The organism is Pseudomonas sp. Y39-6 (assembly GCF_023651955.1).
GTDB classification, from domain to species: Bacteria; Pseudomonadota; Gammaproteobacteria; order Pseudomonadales; family Pseudomonadaceae; genus Aquipseudomonas; species Aquipseudomonas veronii.
Genome location: NZ_CP069594.1, coordinates 4,529,493 through 4,545,813 on the forward strand (window position 1 = coordinate 4,529,493; position 16,321 = coordinate 4,545,813).

Consider the following 16,321-nt stretch of genomic DNA (forward strand, 5'->3'; position numbering starts at 1 on the left):
TCCCCCCACCCTAAAAAAAATCATAAGAAAAATACCCATAACGGAGACACTTATGGATATCCGCCGCCTTGCGCCTGCTTTATCAGTATCAGAACAGATTTTCCCCAGCCAATTGGCCGAACTGAAAGCCGCCGGCTTTCGTGCCGTCATCTGCAACCGCCCCGATGGCGAAGGCAGTGACCAACCGTTGTTTGCCGAAATCAAACGCGCCGCCGACGCGGTCGGCATCGAAGCGCACTACCTTCCCGCCGAGTCGGGCAAAGTCACCGACGAGCAGGGGATTGCCTTCGGCGAGTTGCTGGAAACGCTGCCCAAACCGGTGTTGGCTTATTGCCGGTCCGGGATGCGCTCGACAACGATGTGGGCGCTGTCGCAAGCAGGTCAGCACGACCTGCCGCACATCGTCGAAAGCGCCAAAAAAGCCGGCTTCGATATGAAAGGCGTGATCCGGCGGATCGCGAACCAGGGCCGCACGCCGGTCGAAGTGGCCGAAGCACAACATACCGTGGTCATCATCGGTGCCGGCGCGGCGGGTATCGCCACCGCCTCCAGCCTGCTGGCCCGCGCGCCGGGGCTCGACATTGCGATCGTCGACCCGGCCGATGTGCATTACTACCAACCCGGCTGGACGCTGGTCGGCGGTGGTGTGTTCGATGCGCGCCAAACGGCGCACACCATGGGCACCACCCTGCCCCGCGGCGTGCATTGGATCAAGGCGGCGGTGGCGGCTTTCGAACCCGAGCGAAATGCGGTGATTCTGGATGGCTGCCGGGTCGTCAAATACGAGCAACTGATTGTGTGCCCCGGCCTGAAGCTCGATTGGCATGCCATCGAGGGGTTGTCGGAGACCCTGGGCCGCAATGGCGTGACCTCCAATTACCTGTATCACCTGGCGCCTTATACCTGGGAAAAGGTCCAGCAACTGCGGGGTGGCCGGGCGATTTTCACGCAGCCGCCGATGCCGATCAAATGCGCCGGGGCGCCGCAAAAAGCCATGTACTTATCGGCCGACCACTGGAAACGCAGCGGTGTGCTGGATGCCGTCGAGATCGAGTTCTACAGCGCCGGCGCGGTGCTGTTCGGGGTTCCCGACTATGTGCCCGCGCTGATGGAATACGTCACCGCTTACGGCATCGACCTGAATTTCGGCAACACCCTCACCCGCGTCGATGGCCCGGCGCGGACGGCCACGTTCAGCGGCGTGAACCCGGATGGCAGCCCCCGTGTGCTGACCCGTGAGTTTGATTTGCTGCACGTGGTGCCACCGCAGGTCGCGCCGGACTTCATTCGGGTCAGCCCGCTGGCTGACGCGGCCGGCTGGATCGATGTCGACCCCGCCACGCTGCGCCACAAAACCTTTGCCAATATCCATGCGCTGGGCGACGCGGCCAACACGAGCAACGCCAAGACCGCGGCCGCTGCGCGCAAGCAGGCGCCGGTGGTGGCGCATAACGTGCTGGCGGCCATGGGCAAGGCCAACGGTTGCGCGCAGTACGACGGTTACGGCTCCTGCCCGCTGACGGTGGAGCGCGGCAAGATCGTCCTGGCGGAGTTCACCTATGGCGGCAAGGTCGCCCCCAGCTTCCCGTCATGGCTGATCGACGGCACCCGCCCTTCCCGGCTGGCGTGGCTGCTCAAAGAGCGGATTCTTCCGCCGCTGTATTGGAAGGGTATGCTCAAGGGCCGCGAATGGCTGGCGAAACCCGAGTTGACCGACCAATGAAATCAGCGCTGAACGCAAGGAGACTGAGATGATCATCGTCTTACTGCTCGGGCTGACAGTCGGCGTGATTCTGGCCCTGACCGGCGCCGGCGGCGGCATACTCGCGGTGCCGTTGCTGGTGTTTGGGGCGGGCTTGAGCATGGCCGAGGCCGGGCCCATCGGGTTGTTGGCGGTGGGCCTGGCCGCGACGCTGGGCGCGGTGATGGGCCTGAAAAACGGCACCGTCCGCTACAAGGCGGCGCTGTTGATCGCCACCGCCGGGATCATCTGCTCGCCGCTGGGCCTGTGGTTGGCGCAGCGCACGCCGAATCGTCCGTTGACGATCCTGTTTGCCTGCGTGCTGATGTACGTGGCGTTCCGGGTATTCAAACGGTCGTTGCCGCCGTCCCCGGCGTCGAAGGCCGCCGTCGCGACCAAACCGCCGCCCTGCGTATTGGACGCCCAACGCGGCAAGCTGAACTGGACGGCGCCGTGCGCCTGGGCGCTCACGGTGTCGGGCGTGATCGCGGGCGGGCTTTCGGGCTTGCTCGGCGTGGGTGGCGGCTTTGTGATGGTGCCGGCGCTGCAGCGCTACACCAATTTGACCGCGCAGTCGGTGCTGGCGACGTCGCTGGCGGTGATTGCGCTGGTGTCGATGGCTGGCGTGGCCGCCAGCTCGGCGGCCGGGCATTTGCAGTGGGCCGTGGCCCTGCCGTTCTCCGTGGGCGCCTTGTTTGGAATGGCCGGCGGGCGCCTGATCGCGGCGCGGCTGGCAGGCCCGCACTTGCAACGCGGATTTGCCGCCGTGTCGATGCTGGTGGCGGTGGCCCTGCTGGTCAAAGCGCTTGGATCATGAGCGCGGATTCCCGACTTTCCAGGCGTGCGTGAAACACGCCTGTCAGGGTTCAACGTCACGCTTCGGTCGTGCCTGGCAGGCGTGGGCATTGGCGCGCCATCGTGGCAGCCGTTGATCACCCGGGCCGCCAAGATACAAGTACCCGCGCGATACGTTATTAGATAAAGGCTAAATAAATATCCAACTTATCGGCCGAATCGAATCACTGGCTTAATCCGAGAAAATACTATAAGTGCGCGCGCAACATTATAAATCGCATGAATATGCACCCCAAAGGAATTGAACTTTACCGCCTCACCCCGTTAGCCATTAGTCGAATACTGCCTTTCGCGGACAGCGTTTTATAGTGTGTAATAGAAAAATCACCCACTATTAAAATCGACTCCCGGTACTTTGAATGTCGCCCATCCCCTCTTCAGCGAATACCCTTCCGATAAATGAGGAACTGTTGCAATTACTCCAAGCGACGGCTAACGCCCAAACCGCCTGGATGACAACCGTCAATCATTTGGAAGCGGCCTGTGATGAGGTATGGCTGGCTCGCATGTGGGAAGTGGAACACCTTGAAAATCAATACAGGGCCTGCCAGGACCAGCTGTTTTCCTATCTGAAAAAAGCGATCAAGATCTAGACTTATCAGTACGGCCCTGCACTCTTTTCGGTCGTTCGCGCGCCGAAAACAGCGCCCGCCAGAACTCGGGCCGGCTGAATATTCGACTAAAGTACAAAGCCGCACTACGCGTGTCGAAAAAGCCACCTTAGTTGAATAACCGACAACTCCGCCAACGCCCGACAGACGTGGAGCTGTATCCTTTCAGTCGCACCGCCAATCAATCTCCCTCGCATCCTGATATTTTTCATACATGGCCCGATTTGCCATCTGGATCAGCCTGACCGTCACACTAGTGCTAAAGCATTAAGAGGGATGGTCGACATTCAGGTGATAAAGGATCAATCAACCTGAGTTACTCACTGGAGTCCATATGTTCGGCTGGATCAGCAATATCCGAGTCAGTGCTAAATTAAGTTGGGGATTCGGCCTGGTACTGGGGCTTGCGTTGTTGCTGGCCGCGACCGGCTGGTACGCCGTGGTGGCATTGACCGACCGCGGGCTCAAGGTTGAGGAAATTGCTCAGGTCAGCGATTACACCAAAGACTTGCGGATCATTCGCTTGCGCATCGGTACGAACACCCAACCGGATGCCTATCAACCGCTGCAGCAAACCCTGGATCGCCTCGCAACCCACTTGGACAGCATCAGGGAAAAATTCATCGACCCGCAGGATCAAGACCTGATTCAACAGCAGGAAAATGCAGTCAAAGGGTACGGGCAACTGCTGCATGACCTGGCCACGCCCAATATTGACCAGGCGGCCTTGTTTAAACGGATGGGTCAGTTGGGCGACGTGTTGCTCGACACCACGCAAAAGCTGATTGAGTCGCAAAACACCAAACGCGATTCGGATGCCGCGTCCGCCAAGGCCTCGCTGGGCCTCGTTGCGGCCCTGGCGCTGCTGCTGGGCGCGCTCGCCGCATGGGTGATCACACGGCAAATCGTCAATCCACTGCAGCACACGCTCCAGGCGGTGAACCGCATTGCCCGGGGTGATTTGACCGAGCATGTGGCGGTGACCCGGCGCGATGAGCTGGGCCAACTGCAGTCGGGCCTTCAGCAGATGATGCTCAACCTTCATGAGCTGATCGATGGCATTCGATCCGGCGTTATTCAGGTTGCCAGCGCGGCCGAACAACTGTCGGCGGTGACCGAGCAAACGAATTCGGGGATCAGCACCCAGAAAGCCGAAACAGATCATGTCGCCACCGCAATGAACGAGATGACCGCCACCGTCCACAACGTCGCACGCAACGCCGAGGAAGCTTCCGTCGCTGCGTCGGCCGCCGATCAGCAAGCCAGCGAGGGCGAGCAGATCGTGGGTGAAGCCATCGAGCAGATCCAGCGCCTGGCGACAGAACTCAACCAGTCGGCAGACGCTGTGCGCCACCTCCAGGAACAGAGCGATAAAATCGGCGGTGTCCTGGACGTGATCAAAGCCGTCGCCCAGCAAACCAACCTGCTGGCGCTGAACGCCGCGATTGAAGCCGCCCGCGCCGGAGAGGCCGGCCGTGGTTTTGCGGTGGTGGCCGACGAAGTGCGCAACCTCGCCCTGCGCACCCAGCGCTCCACCGAAGAAATCGAGAGCCTGGTCGCCGGTGTGCAAAGCGGCACCCAAGCCGTGGCCTCGGGCATGGAAAGCAGCCTGCTGCTGAGCGAAAGCAGCGTGGAATGCACCCACCGTGCCGTCAGCGCGCTGGAGAACATCACCAGCAAGGTCTCGATCATTCAGGCCATGAATCAGCAGATTGCAACGGCGGCGGAACAGCAAAGCGCCGTCACCGAGGAGATCAATCGCAGCGTGATCAACGTTCGCGACATCTCCGACCAGACGGCCAACACCTGCGAGGAAACCGCCGCGTCGAGTAACGAACTGGCGCGGCTGGGACATGAGCTGGAACGGCTGGTGGAGCGTTTCAAGGTCTAGGTGCGGCGGCCTGCGCGGCCTGGGCTTTGCCAGAGGCCATCACTCCCCTTTCTGATCGTCTGTCAGGAGCGGGCAAGGCTCAGACTTTGCCCCCTCAGCCCCTCCCCCAAAAAACAAAGGGCGAAACAAGGCTAGACCACCTAATGCACAACGGCCAGCCTCTAGCGCCTGGCGCGGTTGGCGCGACCCGCCATTCAACTTTCATAAAAGCTTAACGAAAGTGCTGCAGAGTTCGGGAGCCCGTTATCACAATGAGTTCCTTCGATGAAAAATTTGATGAAGTCTGCTGCACTCGCCGTTGCGGTTTCTCTTTGTGCAAGTTCCATGGCTTTTGCTGAGGAAAGCGTTCGTCTGAGCGGCTCAGGCGCTAGTTTCCCGGCACCGATCTACCTGACCTGGTTCAAGGATTTCAGTAAGAAAACCGCAGGCGTCACTGTGGATTATCAATCCAAGGGCAGTGGCGCCGGTGTGCAGGACTTCCTGAACAAAACCGTCGATTTCGCCGCCAGTGACTCGGCAATGAAAGACGAAGATATCGCCAAGGTTGCCGAAGGCGTGCAGTTGCTGCCGATGACAGCAGGTGAAATCGTGTTGGCTTTTAACCTGCCGGGCAATCCTAAAGAACTCAAATTGCCACGCGACGTTTACTCCAACATCTTCTTGGGCAAGATCACCAAGTGGAACGACCCGAAAATCGTTGCTGCCAACCCGGGCCTGAAACTGCCTGATATGCCGATCACCGTGGTCGTGCGTGCAGACTCCAGCGGTACCACTGCGGTATTCACAAAGCATCTGGCGACGATCAACCCACAGTTCCAGAAAGATTTGGGTGAAGGCAACACCGTCAACTGGCCTGCCAGCGACAAATTCATCAAATCGCCGAAGAACGATGGTGTGACAGCGACCGTGCGCCAGACTCCGGGCGCTATCGGCTACATCGAGTACGGTTTCGCCAAGCTGGCCAAGGTTGACTTTGCCCAACTGCAGAACAAGGCCGGCAAGTACGTTGTCCCTAACGCAGAAAGCGGTGCCGAGGCCCTCGCGGCTGTGAAAATGCCGGAAAGCCTGGTGGCCTGGCTGCCGGATCCGGACGGCGCCAAGTCCTACCCGATCACGTCCTACACCTGGATGATCTTCCGCAAGCACAACGAGAACCCGGCCAAGGCCAAGGCGATGCGCGAAATGGTCGAATACAGCCTGACCGAAGGGCAGAAAATCGCCGACTCGATGGGTTACATCCCGCTGCCGAAATCGGTTGTCGATGAGGTTCGCAAAGCGTCCGCCAACATCCAGTAACGCACGTGAGGCCTCTCTCGGTATGCGCGTTCAGCCATACCGGGAGCGTTTCCCCCTTGTTCCGGAGTTAGCCTATGAGCACACCTTTTGTCGTACCGGTTAACCAGGATTCTGCCTGCCAGCCACCCTCTGCAAAGGATTTCCTGGTTGATCGCACCTTCCGTGCGCTCGCACGAATAGGGGTGATTCTGATTCTGGCGTTGGTCTTCGCCTTGGTATTCGAGGTGGGACGCAAGGCCCTTCCAGGCATGGAAAAGCACGGTTTTGATGTGCTTCTCGGCAGCGTCTGGGACGTTAACCAAGGCAAGTACGGCATTTTGCCGGCCATTTGGGGCACGCTCTACAGCGCCCTGATCGCGCTGCTGATCGCAGGCTTTTTCGGCGTCAGCATGGCGATTTTCCTGACCCAGGATTTCCTGCCGGCGAAGCTGGCAGCCGTGTTTCGAACCATCGTCGAATTACTCGCGGCCATCCCCAGCGTCGTTTATGGCCTGTGGGGAATTTACGTGGTGATCCCGACGATTCGCCCGCTTACGGCGTGGCTGAACAGCGAACTGGGCTGGATACCTTTTTTTGGCACGACCTTGAGCGGGCCGGGGCTGCTTCCTGCGGCGTTGGTACTGGCCATCATGATTCTGCCGACCATTGCGGCCGTGTCGCAGGACGCCCTCACCGGTGTCCCGATGAAAACCAAGCAAGCCGCCTACGGCATGGGGACGACCCATTGGGAAGCGATTCTGAAGGTGATGGTGCCATCCGCTGCCACCGGTATTTTCGGCTCCCTGGTCCTCGGCCTGGGTCGCGCGCTGGGGGAAACCATGGCGCTGGCCATGCTGGTGGGCAACGCGAACAACATCTCGCTTTCTCTGTTTGCCCCGGCCAATACGCTAGCGGCCTTGTTGGCGCTGAACTTCCCCGAAGCCGGGCCGAACGAAATCGAAGTATTGATGTACGCCGCACTGGTACTGATGTTTATCACGCTCCTGGTGAACGTCATCGGTTCCATGATCATGGTCTATGCCCAACGTGGTACTAAATGATGACTGACATCACTTCCTCTACAGCCGCTTTACCAAGCCTGCAGCGCAAGTTTGAAGGCCGCGCCCTGCGCAGCCTGGTGTTGACAACACTGGTCTGGGGTGGTGCTCTACTGGCCAGCGTGCCGCTGATTTCCGTGCTCTACATGCTGATCACGCGCGGAGGGGCACGCCTGAGCCTGGAGGTATTCACCGAACTGCCGCCAACCGGTTTCGAGACCGGCGGTGGCTTCGGCAACGCGATGGCAGGCACCTTCGTCATGGTCGGTATCGCGGCGGCAATCGCGGTGCCGGTCGGCATCATGGCGGCCATCTTTCTGGCGGAACTGGGGCCAGACAGCAAGCTGGCAAACGCCGCGCGCTTTGCCGCCAAGATGCTCACGGGCCTGCCATCCATTCTGGCCGGGGTGTTTGCCTACGCGCTGGTGGTGATGACCACCGGTACCTATTCAGCACCGGCGGGTGGCGTGGCACTGGCGGTACTGATGTTGCCCATCGTCGTGCTGACGGCTGAAGAGTCGATGAGGATGGTGCCTAAAATCATGAAGGATGCGGCCTACGGCATGGGCTGTACCCGCTCGCAGGTCATCTGGAAAATCGTCTTGCCTACCGGCATGCCGGCGATCCTGACGGGCGTCATGCTCGCCGTGGCCCGCGCCGCGGGCGAAACCGCGCCGTTGTTGTTTACCGCGCTGTTCAGCAACTACTGGATTTTTCACGACGGCAGCCTGGCGGTCATGAATCCGACTGCATCGCTTGCCGTGCTGATTTACAACTTCTCCGGCATGCCCTTCGACAACCAACTCGAGCTCGCATGGGCAGCCTCACTGGTGCTGGTGATGATCGTACTGGTCGTGAATATTGTCAGCCGCATTTTCGGCAAGCCCAAGTATTGAGAACGGGAGCATCTGAATTTTGAACGTATCAACTGCGCAAATAGCCGCTCCGTTTGTCACCCAGGCGCCTGTGGTCATGGACTGCAAGCTGGACAAAATTTTCTACGGCAACTTCATGGCGGTACGTGACAGCCATGTGCCGATCGAAAAAAACAAGATCACCGGTTTCATCGGCCCTTCTGGCTGCGGCAAAAGTACCGTGCTGCGTAGCCTCAATCGGATGAACGATCTGGTGAAAGGCTTTCGGTTTGAAGGGCACGTGCATTTCCTTGGGCAAGACGTCTATGGCAAGGGCGTTGACCCGGTGGTCGTGCGACGTTACATCGGTATGGTTTTTCAGCAGCCGAACCCATTTTCGATGAGCATTTTCGACAACGTTGCGTTTGGCCTGCGCCTCAATCGCTACAAAGGCGACCTGGGAGACCGTGTAAAGCACGCCCTGCAAGGCGCGGCGCTGTGGGATGAGGTCAAGGACAAGCTCAAGGTCAGCGGCCTGTCACTCTCCGGCGGCCAGCAACAACGGCTTTGTATCGCTCGCGCCATCGCGACCGAACCTGAAGTGCTGTTGCTGGATGAGCCCTGTTCGGCACTCGACCCGATCGCGACGCGCCGGGTCGAGGAGTTGATGGTTGAGCTGAAGAAGGATTACACCATCGCCCTGGTCACCCACAATATGCAGCAAGCCATCCGTGTTGCAGACACGACGGCGTTTTTCTCGGTTGATATTTCCCAGGGCACGCGCACCGGTTATTTGGTTGAGATGGGCCCAACGGCGCAGATTTTCGATAACCCGCGCGAACAAATGACCGGGGATTACATCAGCGGCAAGTTCAGCTAAACAGCAAACGTCCAGTCAAGACCGCATACCGCTATAGTGCCAAAGGTGCTTTAGCGGGCATCCGGTCGTTTTACCTGCTTATCTACCGTTTCCCAGGATTGCCAATGCCTGCACCCCGTCGTCTTGATTTACCTGCAATCGAACGCGCGCTACGCGAGGTGCAGAGCCGCTTTTCCGAGCTCAGCAGGCACTTTACCGAGCCGCGCGACCCCTTGACCGACGAAGTGCTGCACAATGTACTTGAAGGTTATGCGTTGATTGACAGCTATGTCGCAAGCGGCGTAGACCTGTTCGACCTTCAGCAACTGAACCTGATGCTGGAGATCAACGCCACCGTGCTCTGTGGCCGGGACCCGGTACGCCGACGGGAATACGCTCAACATCTGGCGGCGACCGAGGAACACTTCTTCAACAACGTCGAGGGGGGGATAAAAGACTTGTTCAATTGGTACTGTGCGTATCGCAGCGAATCCGTCTGGAAACGTGCAGCCGGTGTCTACGTGCGAATCCTCAGCAAGCCGCAGTTGTTTATTGAAGGCAATAACCGCAGTGGGTCGCTCATCGTCAGCTATTTGCTCATGCGCGCAGGTTTGCCTCCGTTCGTGCTGACGCTGAAAAACGCCGAGGGCTACTTCAACCCGTCATCGGTCATACGCAACTCCGCCAAGCATGGCGTCAAGGCGTTGTATGAATTGCCCAAGATCAAGAAAAAGTATGCAGCCTTCCTGGAAGAACAGGCATCTGATTCAATGAAATTTTTTCTCAACGACAAGGCCTCGTCCCTCTACCAGGAGGGTCATCGATGAGCCGGTATCCCACGCTCGCTAAATGCCGAGCTTCCGGCAGCCGGGTATGGCACGCCATGCGGCGCGCCGTCCCGATGCACGGATTCAGGCGTCAGCGCATACGCATTTCGTTCGATATCGATGACACCCTGGCCTGCCAACTCCACCACTGCGCGGTCGAGCCAAGCCGGCTGCCGGCCTGTGTGCATCGTTGGCTGGGTGAACCGCTGCGTATCGGCACACGCTCCCTGACCCAAGAGTTACGTCGCCAGGGCTGCAGTATCTGGGTCTACACCTCGTCCGGTCGCACTCCGTCCTACATCAGGCGTTGGCTTTTGCTGTACGGCATCCGCGTCGACGGGGTGGTCAACAGCATGCTGCATAACCGTGCCCTGACGGTGCATGGCCTGTCGAACGCGCCCTCGAAATTTCCGCCGGCATTCGATATCGACTTACATGTCGACGATTCCGAAGGCGTGCGGACTGAAGGGCGTGATCACGGTTTTCGCGTTGTTGTCGTGCATCCGGAGGATGAGCGCTGGGCACAGAAAGTCCTCGATGCCGTGGCGGAAGTCCAAGCACAGCTCGCTTGGCAACAACCGTTCAGGAACAAGAAGCCAGCACAACAATGCTCGGAAATTGTGCCCTCGTGAGTTTTAGTAACCCTGGCTTATCACCGCGGCCCATGGCTGCAAAAAAATCTTCACGGTCTGGACATTCTCTTGTGTGTTCATCGAAATCGCTCCATTGCCTTTACCCTAACCGGACACGTTGTGGGCCTGCGGGTGAGGAAGAGGGTATTCGCACGCCGCGCGGGTATTGGCTGGCAGTCAATTCGATCAAAAGCGACGCGCAACGCGATCTTGCCTGATGCGCAGGACGTGCTTAGGGCGCGAGTATTTCCTGAAGAAACGCGATGAATACACTGATGCGGCTGGAACCACGGTGGTTGGGCAGATACAGCGCATTGATGCAGGTGCTTGCACTGCCTGGGTTGACTTCATATTGCTCCAGCACCCGCGTCAGCCGACCTGCACTGACGTCCTCACGTACCAGCCAATCGGCCAATAGCGTCACCCCGCCACCGGCCAAGGCAGCCTCGCGCAGAATGTCGGCATTGTTGCTTTGCAGCCGTCCCTGCACATTCACGCGGATGACGTCCTCATCGCCCAGGAATGTCCAGTCGTGGTGGCCGGTGTGGTAATCGAAACGCAAGCACGGGTGCTCGAGCAAGTCGCGAGGGTGTCGCGGCAGTCCGGTTCGTGTCAGGTATTCGGGACTCGCCACCACCCAACGCTGGAAATAGCCCAGCCGCTTGCTGACGATGTCATCACTGACAACCGATGAACCAAGACGTACTGACACATCGATTTGTTCGCTGAGCAGGTCACTGACCTCGTCGCTCAGCGAGAGACTGATTTCCAGACCGGGATGGCGTTCAAGCAAGCGCCCCAAGTGCGGGGCGATGATTCGCCGGCCGAATTCCACCGGGACACTGACCCGCAAACGCCCCTGAGCTTCGCTGCCACGGTCGGCAACGACGGCATCCGCGCCATCGATGGCCTCAAGGATCGCCACGACTTTATCGAAATAGTGCTGCCCCGCCACCGTGACGCTCGTATTGCGCGTGGTGCGGTTGAGCAGGCTGGCGCCCAACTCACTTTCCAGCCCCGCGACCTGCCGTGTCACAGACGATGTGGAGATGCCGAGCTTACGCGCCGCAGATGAGTAACCCCCACAGCGCACCGTTTCGACAAACATTTTCAGCGCCAGCAACTTGTCCATGCACGGATTCCGAGATCGAAAGGTAAAGGTAGCGACTGTGCATGACCAGGCAATGGGAGTCTTGCATGGCTGTGCTCAATGGCTTGATTGGTTAAGGAGGCTTGCGATCTCCCTATTGATCGGATGATAATCAAAATTGATCAAATGATCGACCGATTAATAGAGCGACGTCTCGGAGCGGGTACATGCCACGGCGAGAACCGGTCGCTCTGAACCCGTGCAAGCACAAAGGCGCGCACTTGAACCCGTCAAGACAACAATAAAAAGGAGATCGACGATGCAATGCCCCTGCTGTCTTTCAAAGACCCGTCGCCAACTGCTGGGCATCATGGCAGCTACCGCCGGTGGTCTGCTGGTTACCCGTTTATCACCCGCCTCGGCGGCACCGATCAAGAAAGGTGCCGATGTCCCGGTGCGATCGGTGGACATCCATGCACATTACTACCCTGAAGAGTTCTTACACCTCCTGGGAAGTGAGGGCAAAACGTTCGGTGCAAGCTATACCCGCCAGGAAACTACTTTCAGCTTCGCCACCCCGGCCGGAGGATTGGGGCCATTGCCGTTGAAATTCATCGACGTGCAGGCGCGTTTGCTCGATATGGACCGTTCCGGCGTCGACGTACAGGCGCTGTCCCTTAGCGTGCCAATGGTGTACTGGGCAGATCGACAACTCAATGCCCGCCTGGCACGTGCCTGGAACGATGCTGCGTCGATGGTCCATCGCCAACACCCACAACGTTTTGTGGTGCTGGCCACGTTGCCGATGCTAGAGGCTGACGATGCCATCGCCGAGCTGGAACGCGCCGCCGAATTGCCTGGGGTTCGTGGGGTGTACATGGGCACAAACATCAACGGCCTGGACCTGGACAATCCGCGCTTCGCGCCCGTCTTTGCCCGTATAGAACAGCTCGGACTCCCAGTATTCCTGCACCCGCAACAAACGGTCGGCGGCAACCGTCTGAGCAACTACTACTTGAGCAACTTGCTGGGCAACCCGTTCGATACCGCTATCGCGGCGTCACACCTGATCCTCGGCGGAGTATTGGATCAATACCCTCAACTGCATGTGTCATTGCCTCACGCCGGTGGGGCTTTGCCAATACTCGTGGGACGTCTCGATGCCGGGTGGACCTCACGTCCTGAGACACGACGCCTGGCCCAGAAGCCGAGCAGCTACTTGACGCGATTCAGCTACGACACCGTGTCGCACTCCGGGCCGGTGCTGGACTATTTGATCGCCAACGTCGGTATCGACCATCTGGTCCTGGGCAGCGACTACTGCTTCGACATGGGCTATGAACAGCCGGTGCGTTTTGTCGAAAGCGTAGGCTTGGGCCCGCGCGAGAAAGCGGCAGTACTCGGCGCCAACGCAGCCAGAATCCTGAAACTCCCCGTATAGCGTTGGCGAAACTCTCGATTTCCCTTTGGCCGGTTTGACCGGCCTTTTTTTTGCGAACCGTTCAAGACTTCACCAAATCGTCTCTGCCGTTCGCTCGGGACCCCAGCCAAGATGATCGAACCGAATAAACAAATACCGATCAATCATAACCATGGGCCCATGCAGCTTTAGATAAATCAGTCAAAAGACTATAAAAAACCAACCGACCCGCATTGCCGACAGCAAGCACTACACCCATTAAATTATATTGGCCCATCTGTAGACAAACATGGATAAACATCATTTTCGGTAATAATCAGTATCCCGCCTGAGCATTTCTACAAACAACCTGGCGACAGCATAATCAGCTCCAGAAGCCAACAAAGAGATCTTGTCCCCTCTCTCATTCTTACTGGAAGACACCCTGATGAAATATGCAATGCTCGCCTCACTGATGATGTTTAGCGTATACGCTTCAGCCCATGATGGCGCCAACAACAATGCCTCTGCCCCTGAACCTGAGCAGTACAATTATTCCGAACACCTGGATATCGCCAAGGTCATCCACATCACTACAGCCGAGGACACAAACAACGCTTGTGGCCCAGTGGACGCGCACATGGTGTATGTGGATCACAAGGGTATAACGCACGACCTGCAATACAAAATACTCGGTGGCGCTTGCCAGAATGGTTAAAACCTCAAAGTTTACAGGTGCTAAAAAAGAGGAGACCGCTTCGATCTGAAGCTAATCTCCTCTTTTTATATTCAGTCTAGAAAGACTGCAACAGCCCAACGATCACACCCCACTTTCATCCCGCCAACGCAAGGCTCTCGCCAATAAATCCGATGTGAGCCGCTCCATCAGGCTTGGGCGATCCCCATAATCCGATTGCCCATACTCACCCCCCAATCCGCCATACGCATGCCTTCTGCAAGTTGTTGGTGCTGCCAGGCAAGCAGGGCTTTATCGAGGTCGCCGATGTCGTCGATTGCTTGCGCCAGGGCCAGTGCATTGCGGGCTGCCTTGGCCGTGCTTCCGGCGGTATGAGGACGCGGCACAAAAGCGGCGTCGCCAGTCAACAGCACACGGCCAAACACCATCTGAGGAACTTTGAGATCAAGGATCGCTTGCACAAAAATATCTTGGGTCTGGCGAATCAGCTCCCGAAAAGCCGGGTTCGCCTGCCGCTCACCCATTCCCCGTATGTAAGCATCCTGCCCAGCGGCCAAGGCTCCGGGTGGAATGGAGTGACTACGCCGACGGCCATCGCTGTCAGTGAGCACAGCGTCCAGTTCCGCCCCTTGCGCAGCTTTCAGGTACCACAGCCAATTGAACCGACGCTCGCCCGGATTAACGGAGCCATTCACGCTCGGCACCATGTATTCCAACATCAGCGATTCAGGGTCTTGTTGAAAAACAAAGTCCTCGTAAAGCTGCATTTTGGCGAAGTCTGGAAGTTGCTCTTCATCGACCAGCCCGCGCCACACCACATACCCCGAATAGCTGGGTACTGTTCCAGGCAACACCACGCTTCGCACGGTTGAACCCGAGCCATCAGCGCCAATCAGCAGGTCTGCCTCGGCAGTGCTGCCGTCGGCAAAAATCGCAGTCACCCGGTGTTCATTCTGAGTCAGATCCACCAACGTCTTGCCACGGTGATAATGCTCAGCAGCAAATGCAGAAAATAATGAGCTGTACAGTGTGTTCCAGGACGTCTGGGTTTGCGGCATCGGCTCTTTATGCACGACGCTACCCTCTCGATCCAGATAGAGACGATCATGGGACCGGACGCCGAGCGCACCTGCCGGATGAATGCCCGCATAACGAAAATGGTGCAGGACGTCCGCTTGCAGAACGATGCCCCCGCCACGACTATCCATCGCCGCAGGGGATCGCTCGTAAATATCGACCTGCCAACCAATCGCGCGTAACGCCGTGGCGGCGAACAGCCCGCCCAGGGAACCACCAATGACCAAGGCCTTTGGAACGCCTGAACTCTTCATTACCTTTCTCCTCGTTGCAGGGTGATTCCCGCAGCTGCGGTTTACCGTTGCGTTATGCCAACACCGGATAGTCGATGTACCCCTTGGCGTCGCCGCCAAAAAAGCTGTTGCCGTCAGCCACGTTGAGTTCGTTGCGACCACGCAAGCGAGCCGGTAAGTCGGGGTTGGCAATGAACGGGCGACCAAACGCAATGAGGTCTGCACGGCCCTGCGCAATGGCCTGTTCGGCCGTTTCGCCGGAGTAGCCACCCGCCAACATCAGAACGCCGTGGAAGTCAGTACGCAGTTGCTTGATGATCGCGTCCCAGCGTGGATCGTTACTTTCATCGAGCACTGTGCCGACCATCATCGGTTCTACCAGGTGCAGGTAAGCGAGATTCCAGTGATTGAGCCGGGATGCGATGTAGCCAAAGGTTTGTTCCGGGGTGTCATCGCCCATTCCCATGAAACGTCCCATCGGTGTCAGGCGGACAGCAACGCGTTCGGCACCTACTTCCGCGGTCACGGCTTCCACGACTTCAAGCAGCAACCGCGCACGGTTTTCGATACTTCCCCCGTAGCGATCACTTCGCTGATTGCTGGCGCTGTTGATGAATTGGTCGAGCAGGTAGCCGTTGCCCGCGTGAATTTCCACACCATCCATACCGGCCAGAATCGCGTTGCGAGCGGCCCTGCGGAAGTCACCAACGATCGCTTCGATCCCAGGAATTTCCAGCGCCTGAGGGACAGGTACATCACCCCATACGCCCTCGCCCTCTTCATTCAGGATGAAGGTCTTGCCGGGCACTGGCTGCGCGGTCGGTGCCACCGGCAAGCCGCCGTTAGGCTGGAACACCGGGTGCGACACTCGCCCCACATGCCAGAGCTGCAGGAAAATGCGCCCGCCTTCTGCGTGCACGGCTTCGCTGACAGCCTTCCAGCCCTGAATCTGCTCGTCGCTATGGATGCCGGGCGTCCAGGCGTAACCCTGGCCCTGCTGCGAAATCTGTGTAGCCTCGGTAATGATCAATGCAGCACTGGCACGCTGACGGTAGTACTCGACGTTCATCGATGTCGGTACGTTGCCAGGTTGCCCCGCTCGCGAGCGAGTCAGAGGCGCCATGACGACGCGGTGATCGAGGGTGAATTGGCCGAGTTTGATAGGGCTGAACAAGTGATGAGTCATGATGATGTCCTGAATGGATTGGGATTGAAAAACCGC

15 protein-coding genes are annotated in these 16,321 nt (G+C 58.4%); 12 read left to right on the plus strand and 3 right to left on the minus strand.

Annotation, left to right across the window (positions count from 1 at the left end; translation table 11 throughout):
* Positions 1–52: 52 nt before the first annotated feature.
* The 10 genes from JN756_RS20430 to JN756_RS20475 all read left to right on the plus strand — a co-directional run bounded on the left by JN756_RS20430 (position 53) and on the right by JN756_RS20475 (position 10,603).
* Entirely contained in the window at positions 53–1,723 is a 1,671-nt protein-coding gene (locus tag JN756_RS20430) for a bifunctional protein tyrosine phosphatase family protein/NAD(P)/FAD-dependent oxidoreductase (RefSeq protein ID WP_017847581.1), read from the plus strand.
* 28 nt (positions 1,724–1,751) lie between these two features.
* Positions 1,752–2,558 (plus strand): sulfite exporter TauE/SafE family protein, encoded by an 807-nt coding sequence (locus JN756_RS20435; RefSeq protein ID WP_017847582.1) that lies wholly within the window; start codon positions 1,752–1,754, stop codon positions 2,556–2,558.
* 397 nt (positions 2,559–2,955) lie between these two features.
* Complete coding sequence (locus tag JN756_RS20440) at positions 2,956–3,189, plus strand: hypothetical protein (RefSeq protein ID WP_169881617.1); 234 nt, start codon at positions 2,956–2,958, stop codon at positions 3,187–3,189.
* A 352-nt stretch (positions 3,190–3,541) separates the two neighbouring features.
* The gene (locus tag JN756_RS20445; protein ID WP_057005708.1) at positions 3,542–5,098 is read left to right on the plus strand and encodes a methyl-accepting chemotaxis protein; all 1,557 of its coding nucleotides are present in this window, start codon (positions 3,542–3,544) and stop codon (positions 5,096–5,098) included.
* Positions 5,099–5,362: 264 nt separating this feature from the next.
* Entirely contained in the window at positions 5,363–6,394 is a 1,032-nt protein-coding gene (gene pstS, locus JN756_RS20450) for a phosphate ABC transporter substrate-binding protein PstS (protein ID WP_026140103.1), read from the plus strand.
* A 74-nt stretch (positions 6,395–6,468) separates the two neighbouring features.
* Positions 6,469–7,434, plus strand: coding sequence for a phosphate ABC transporter permease subunit PstC (gene pstC / locus JN756_RS20455; protein WP_046382745.1), 966 nt, complete (start codon positions 6,469–6,471; stop codon positions 7,432–7,434).
* The gene (pstA, locus tag JN756_RS20460) at positions 7,434–8,327 is read left to right on the plus strand and encodes a phosphate ABC transporter permease PstA (RefSeq protein WP_026140105.1); all 894 of its coding nucleotides are present in this window, start codon (positions 7,434–7,436) and stop codon (positions 8,325–8,327) included. The genes pstC and pstA overlap by 1 nt, the downstream gene beginning before the upstream one ends.
* A 76-nt stretch (positions 8,328–8,403) precedes the next feature.
* Positions 8,404–9,165 carry a phosphate ABC transporter ATP-binding protein PstB gene (pstB, locus tag JN756_RS20465; RefSeq protein ID WP_017847588.1) on the plus strand — a complete coding sequence of 254 codons (762 nt, stop codon included), beginning with the start codon at positions 8,404–8,406 and terminating at the stop codon, positions 9,163–9,165.
* A 104-nt stretch (positions 9,166–9,269) separates the two neighbouring features.
* A complete protein-coding gene (locus JN756_RS20470; protein WP_057005723.1) occupies positions 9,270–9,971 on the plus strand; it encodes a hypothetical protein in 702 nt (233 codons plus the stop codon).
* 56 nt (positions 9,972–10,027) lie between these two features.
* Positions 10,028–10,603, plus strand: coding sequence for a hypothetical protein (locus tag JN756_RS20475; RefSeq protein WP_046382744.1), 576 nt, complete (start codon positions 10,028–10,030; stop codon positions 10,601–10,603).
* Positions 10,604–10,835: 232 nt separating this feature from the next.
* Here JN756_RS20475 and JN756_RS20480 read toward each other — a convergent pair whose 3' ends face one another.
* Positions 10,836–11,735, minus strand: coding sequence for a LysR family transcriptional regulator (locus JN756_RS20480; RefSeq protein WP_046382743.1), 900 nt, complete (start codon positions 11,733–11,735; stop codon positions 10,836–10,838).
* A 277-nt stretch (positions 11,736–12,012) separates the two neighbouring features.
* Between JN756_RS20480 and JN756_RS20485 the strand changes: the two genes are divergently transcribed.
* Positions 12,013–13,134, plus strand: a complete 1,122-nt coding sequence (locus JN756_RS20485) for an amidohydrolase family protein (protein ID WP_128192416.1) — start codon at positions 12,013–12,015, stop codon at positions 13,132–13,134.
* Positions 13,135–13,540: 406 nt separating this feature from the next.
* Positions 13,541–13,810 (plus strand): DUF2790 domain-containing protein, encoded by a 270-nt coding sequence (locus JN756_RS20490; protein WP_046382741.1) that lies wholly within the window; start codon positions 13,541–13,543, stop codon positions 13,808–13,810.
* A 167-nt stretch (positions 13,811–13,977) separates the two neighbouring features.
* On the opposite strand, the gene JN756_RS20495 is transcribed toward JN756_RS20490, so the two are convergent.
* Complete coding sequence (locus JN756_RS20495) at positions 13,978–15,120, minus strand: FAD binding domain-containing protein (RefSeq protein ID WP_079444318.1); 1,143 nt, start codon at positions 15,118–15,120, stop codon at positions 13,978–13,980.
* Between the two features lie 52 nt (positions 15,121–15,172).
* Positions 15,173–16,285, minus strand: a complete 1,113-nt coding sequence (locus tag JN756_RS20500) for an alkene reductase (RefSeq protein ID WP_201021222.1) — start codon at positions 16,283–16,285, stop codon at positions 15,173–15,175.
* Positions 16,286–16,321 lie beyond the last annotated feature (36 nt).

Coding starts and splice junctions, on each gene's coding strand:
- JN756_RS20430 (WP_017847581.1), top strand. CDS start 53: ATGGATATCCGCCGCCTTGCGCCTGCTTTATCAGTATCAGAACAGATT.
- JN756_RS20435 (WP_017847582.1), top strand. CDS start 1,752: ATGATCATCGTCTTACTGCTCGGGCTGACAGTCGGCGTGATTCTGGCC.
- JN756_RS20440 (WP_169881617.1), top strand. CDS start 2,956: ATGTCGCCCATCCCCTCTTCAGCGAATACCCTTCCGATAAATGAGGAA.
- JN756_RS20445 (WP_057005708.1), top strand. CDS start 3,542: ATGTTCGGCTGGATCAGCAATATCCGAGTCAGTGCTAAATTAAGTTGG.
- pstS (WP_026140103.1), top strand. CDS start 5,363: ATGAAAAATTTGATGAAGTCTGCTGCACTCGCCGTTGCGGTTTCTCTT.
- pstC (WP_046382745.1), top strand. CDS start 6,469: ATGAGCACACCTTTTGTCGTACCGGTTAACCAGGATTCTGCCTGCCAG.
- pstA (WP_026140105.1), top strand. CDS start 7,434: ATGACTGACATCACTTCCTCTACAGCCGCTTTACCAAGCCTGCAGCGC.
- pstB (WP_017847588.1), top strand. CDS start 8,404: ATGGACTGCAAGCTGGACAAAATTTTCTACGGCAACTTCATGGCGGTA.
- JN756_RS20470 (WP_057005723.1), top strand. CDS start 9,270: ATGCCTGCACCCCGTCGTCTTGATTTACCTGCAATCGAACGCGCGCTA.
- JN756_RS20475 (WP_046382744.1), top strand. CDS start 10,028: ATGCGGCGCGCCGTCCCGATGCACGGATTCAGGCGTCAGCGCATACGC.
- JN756_RS20480 (WP_046382743.1), bottom strand. CDS start 11,735: ATGGACAAGTTGCTGGCGCTGAAAATGTTTGTCGAAACGGTGCGCTGT.
- JN756_RS20485 (WP_128192416.1), top strand. CDS start 12,013: ATGCAATGCCCCTGCTGTCTTTCAAAGACCCGTCGCCAACTGCTGGGC.
- JN756_RS20490 (WP_046382741.1), top strand. CDS start 13,541: ATGAAATATGCAATGCTCGCCTCACTGATGATGTTTAGCGTATACGCT.
- JN756_RS20495 (WP_079444318.1), bottom strand. CDS start 15,120: ATGAAGAGTTCAGGCGTTCCAAAGGCCTTGGTCATTGGTGGTTCCCTG.
- JN756_RS20500 (WP_201021222.1), bottom strand. CDS start 16,285: ATGACTCATCACTTGTTCAGCCCTATCAAACTCGGCCAATTCACCCTC.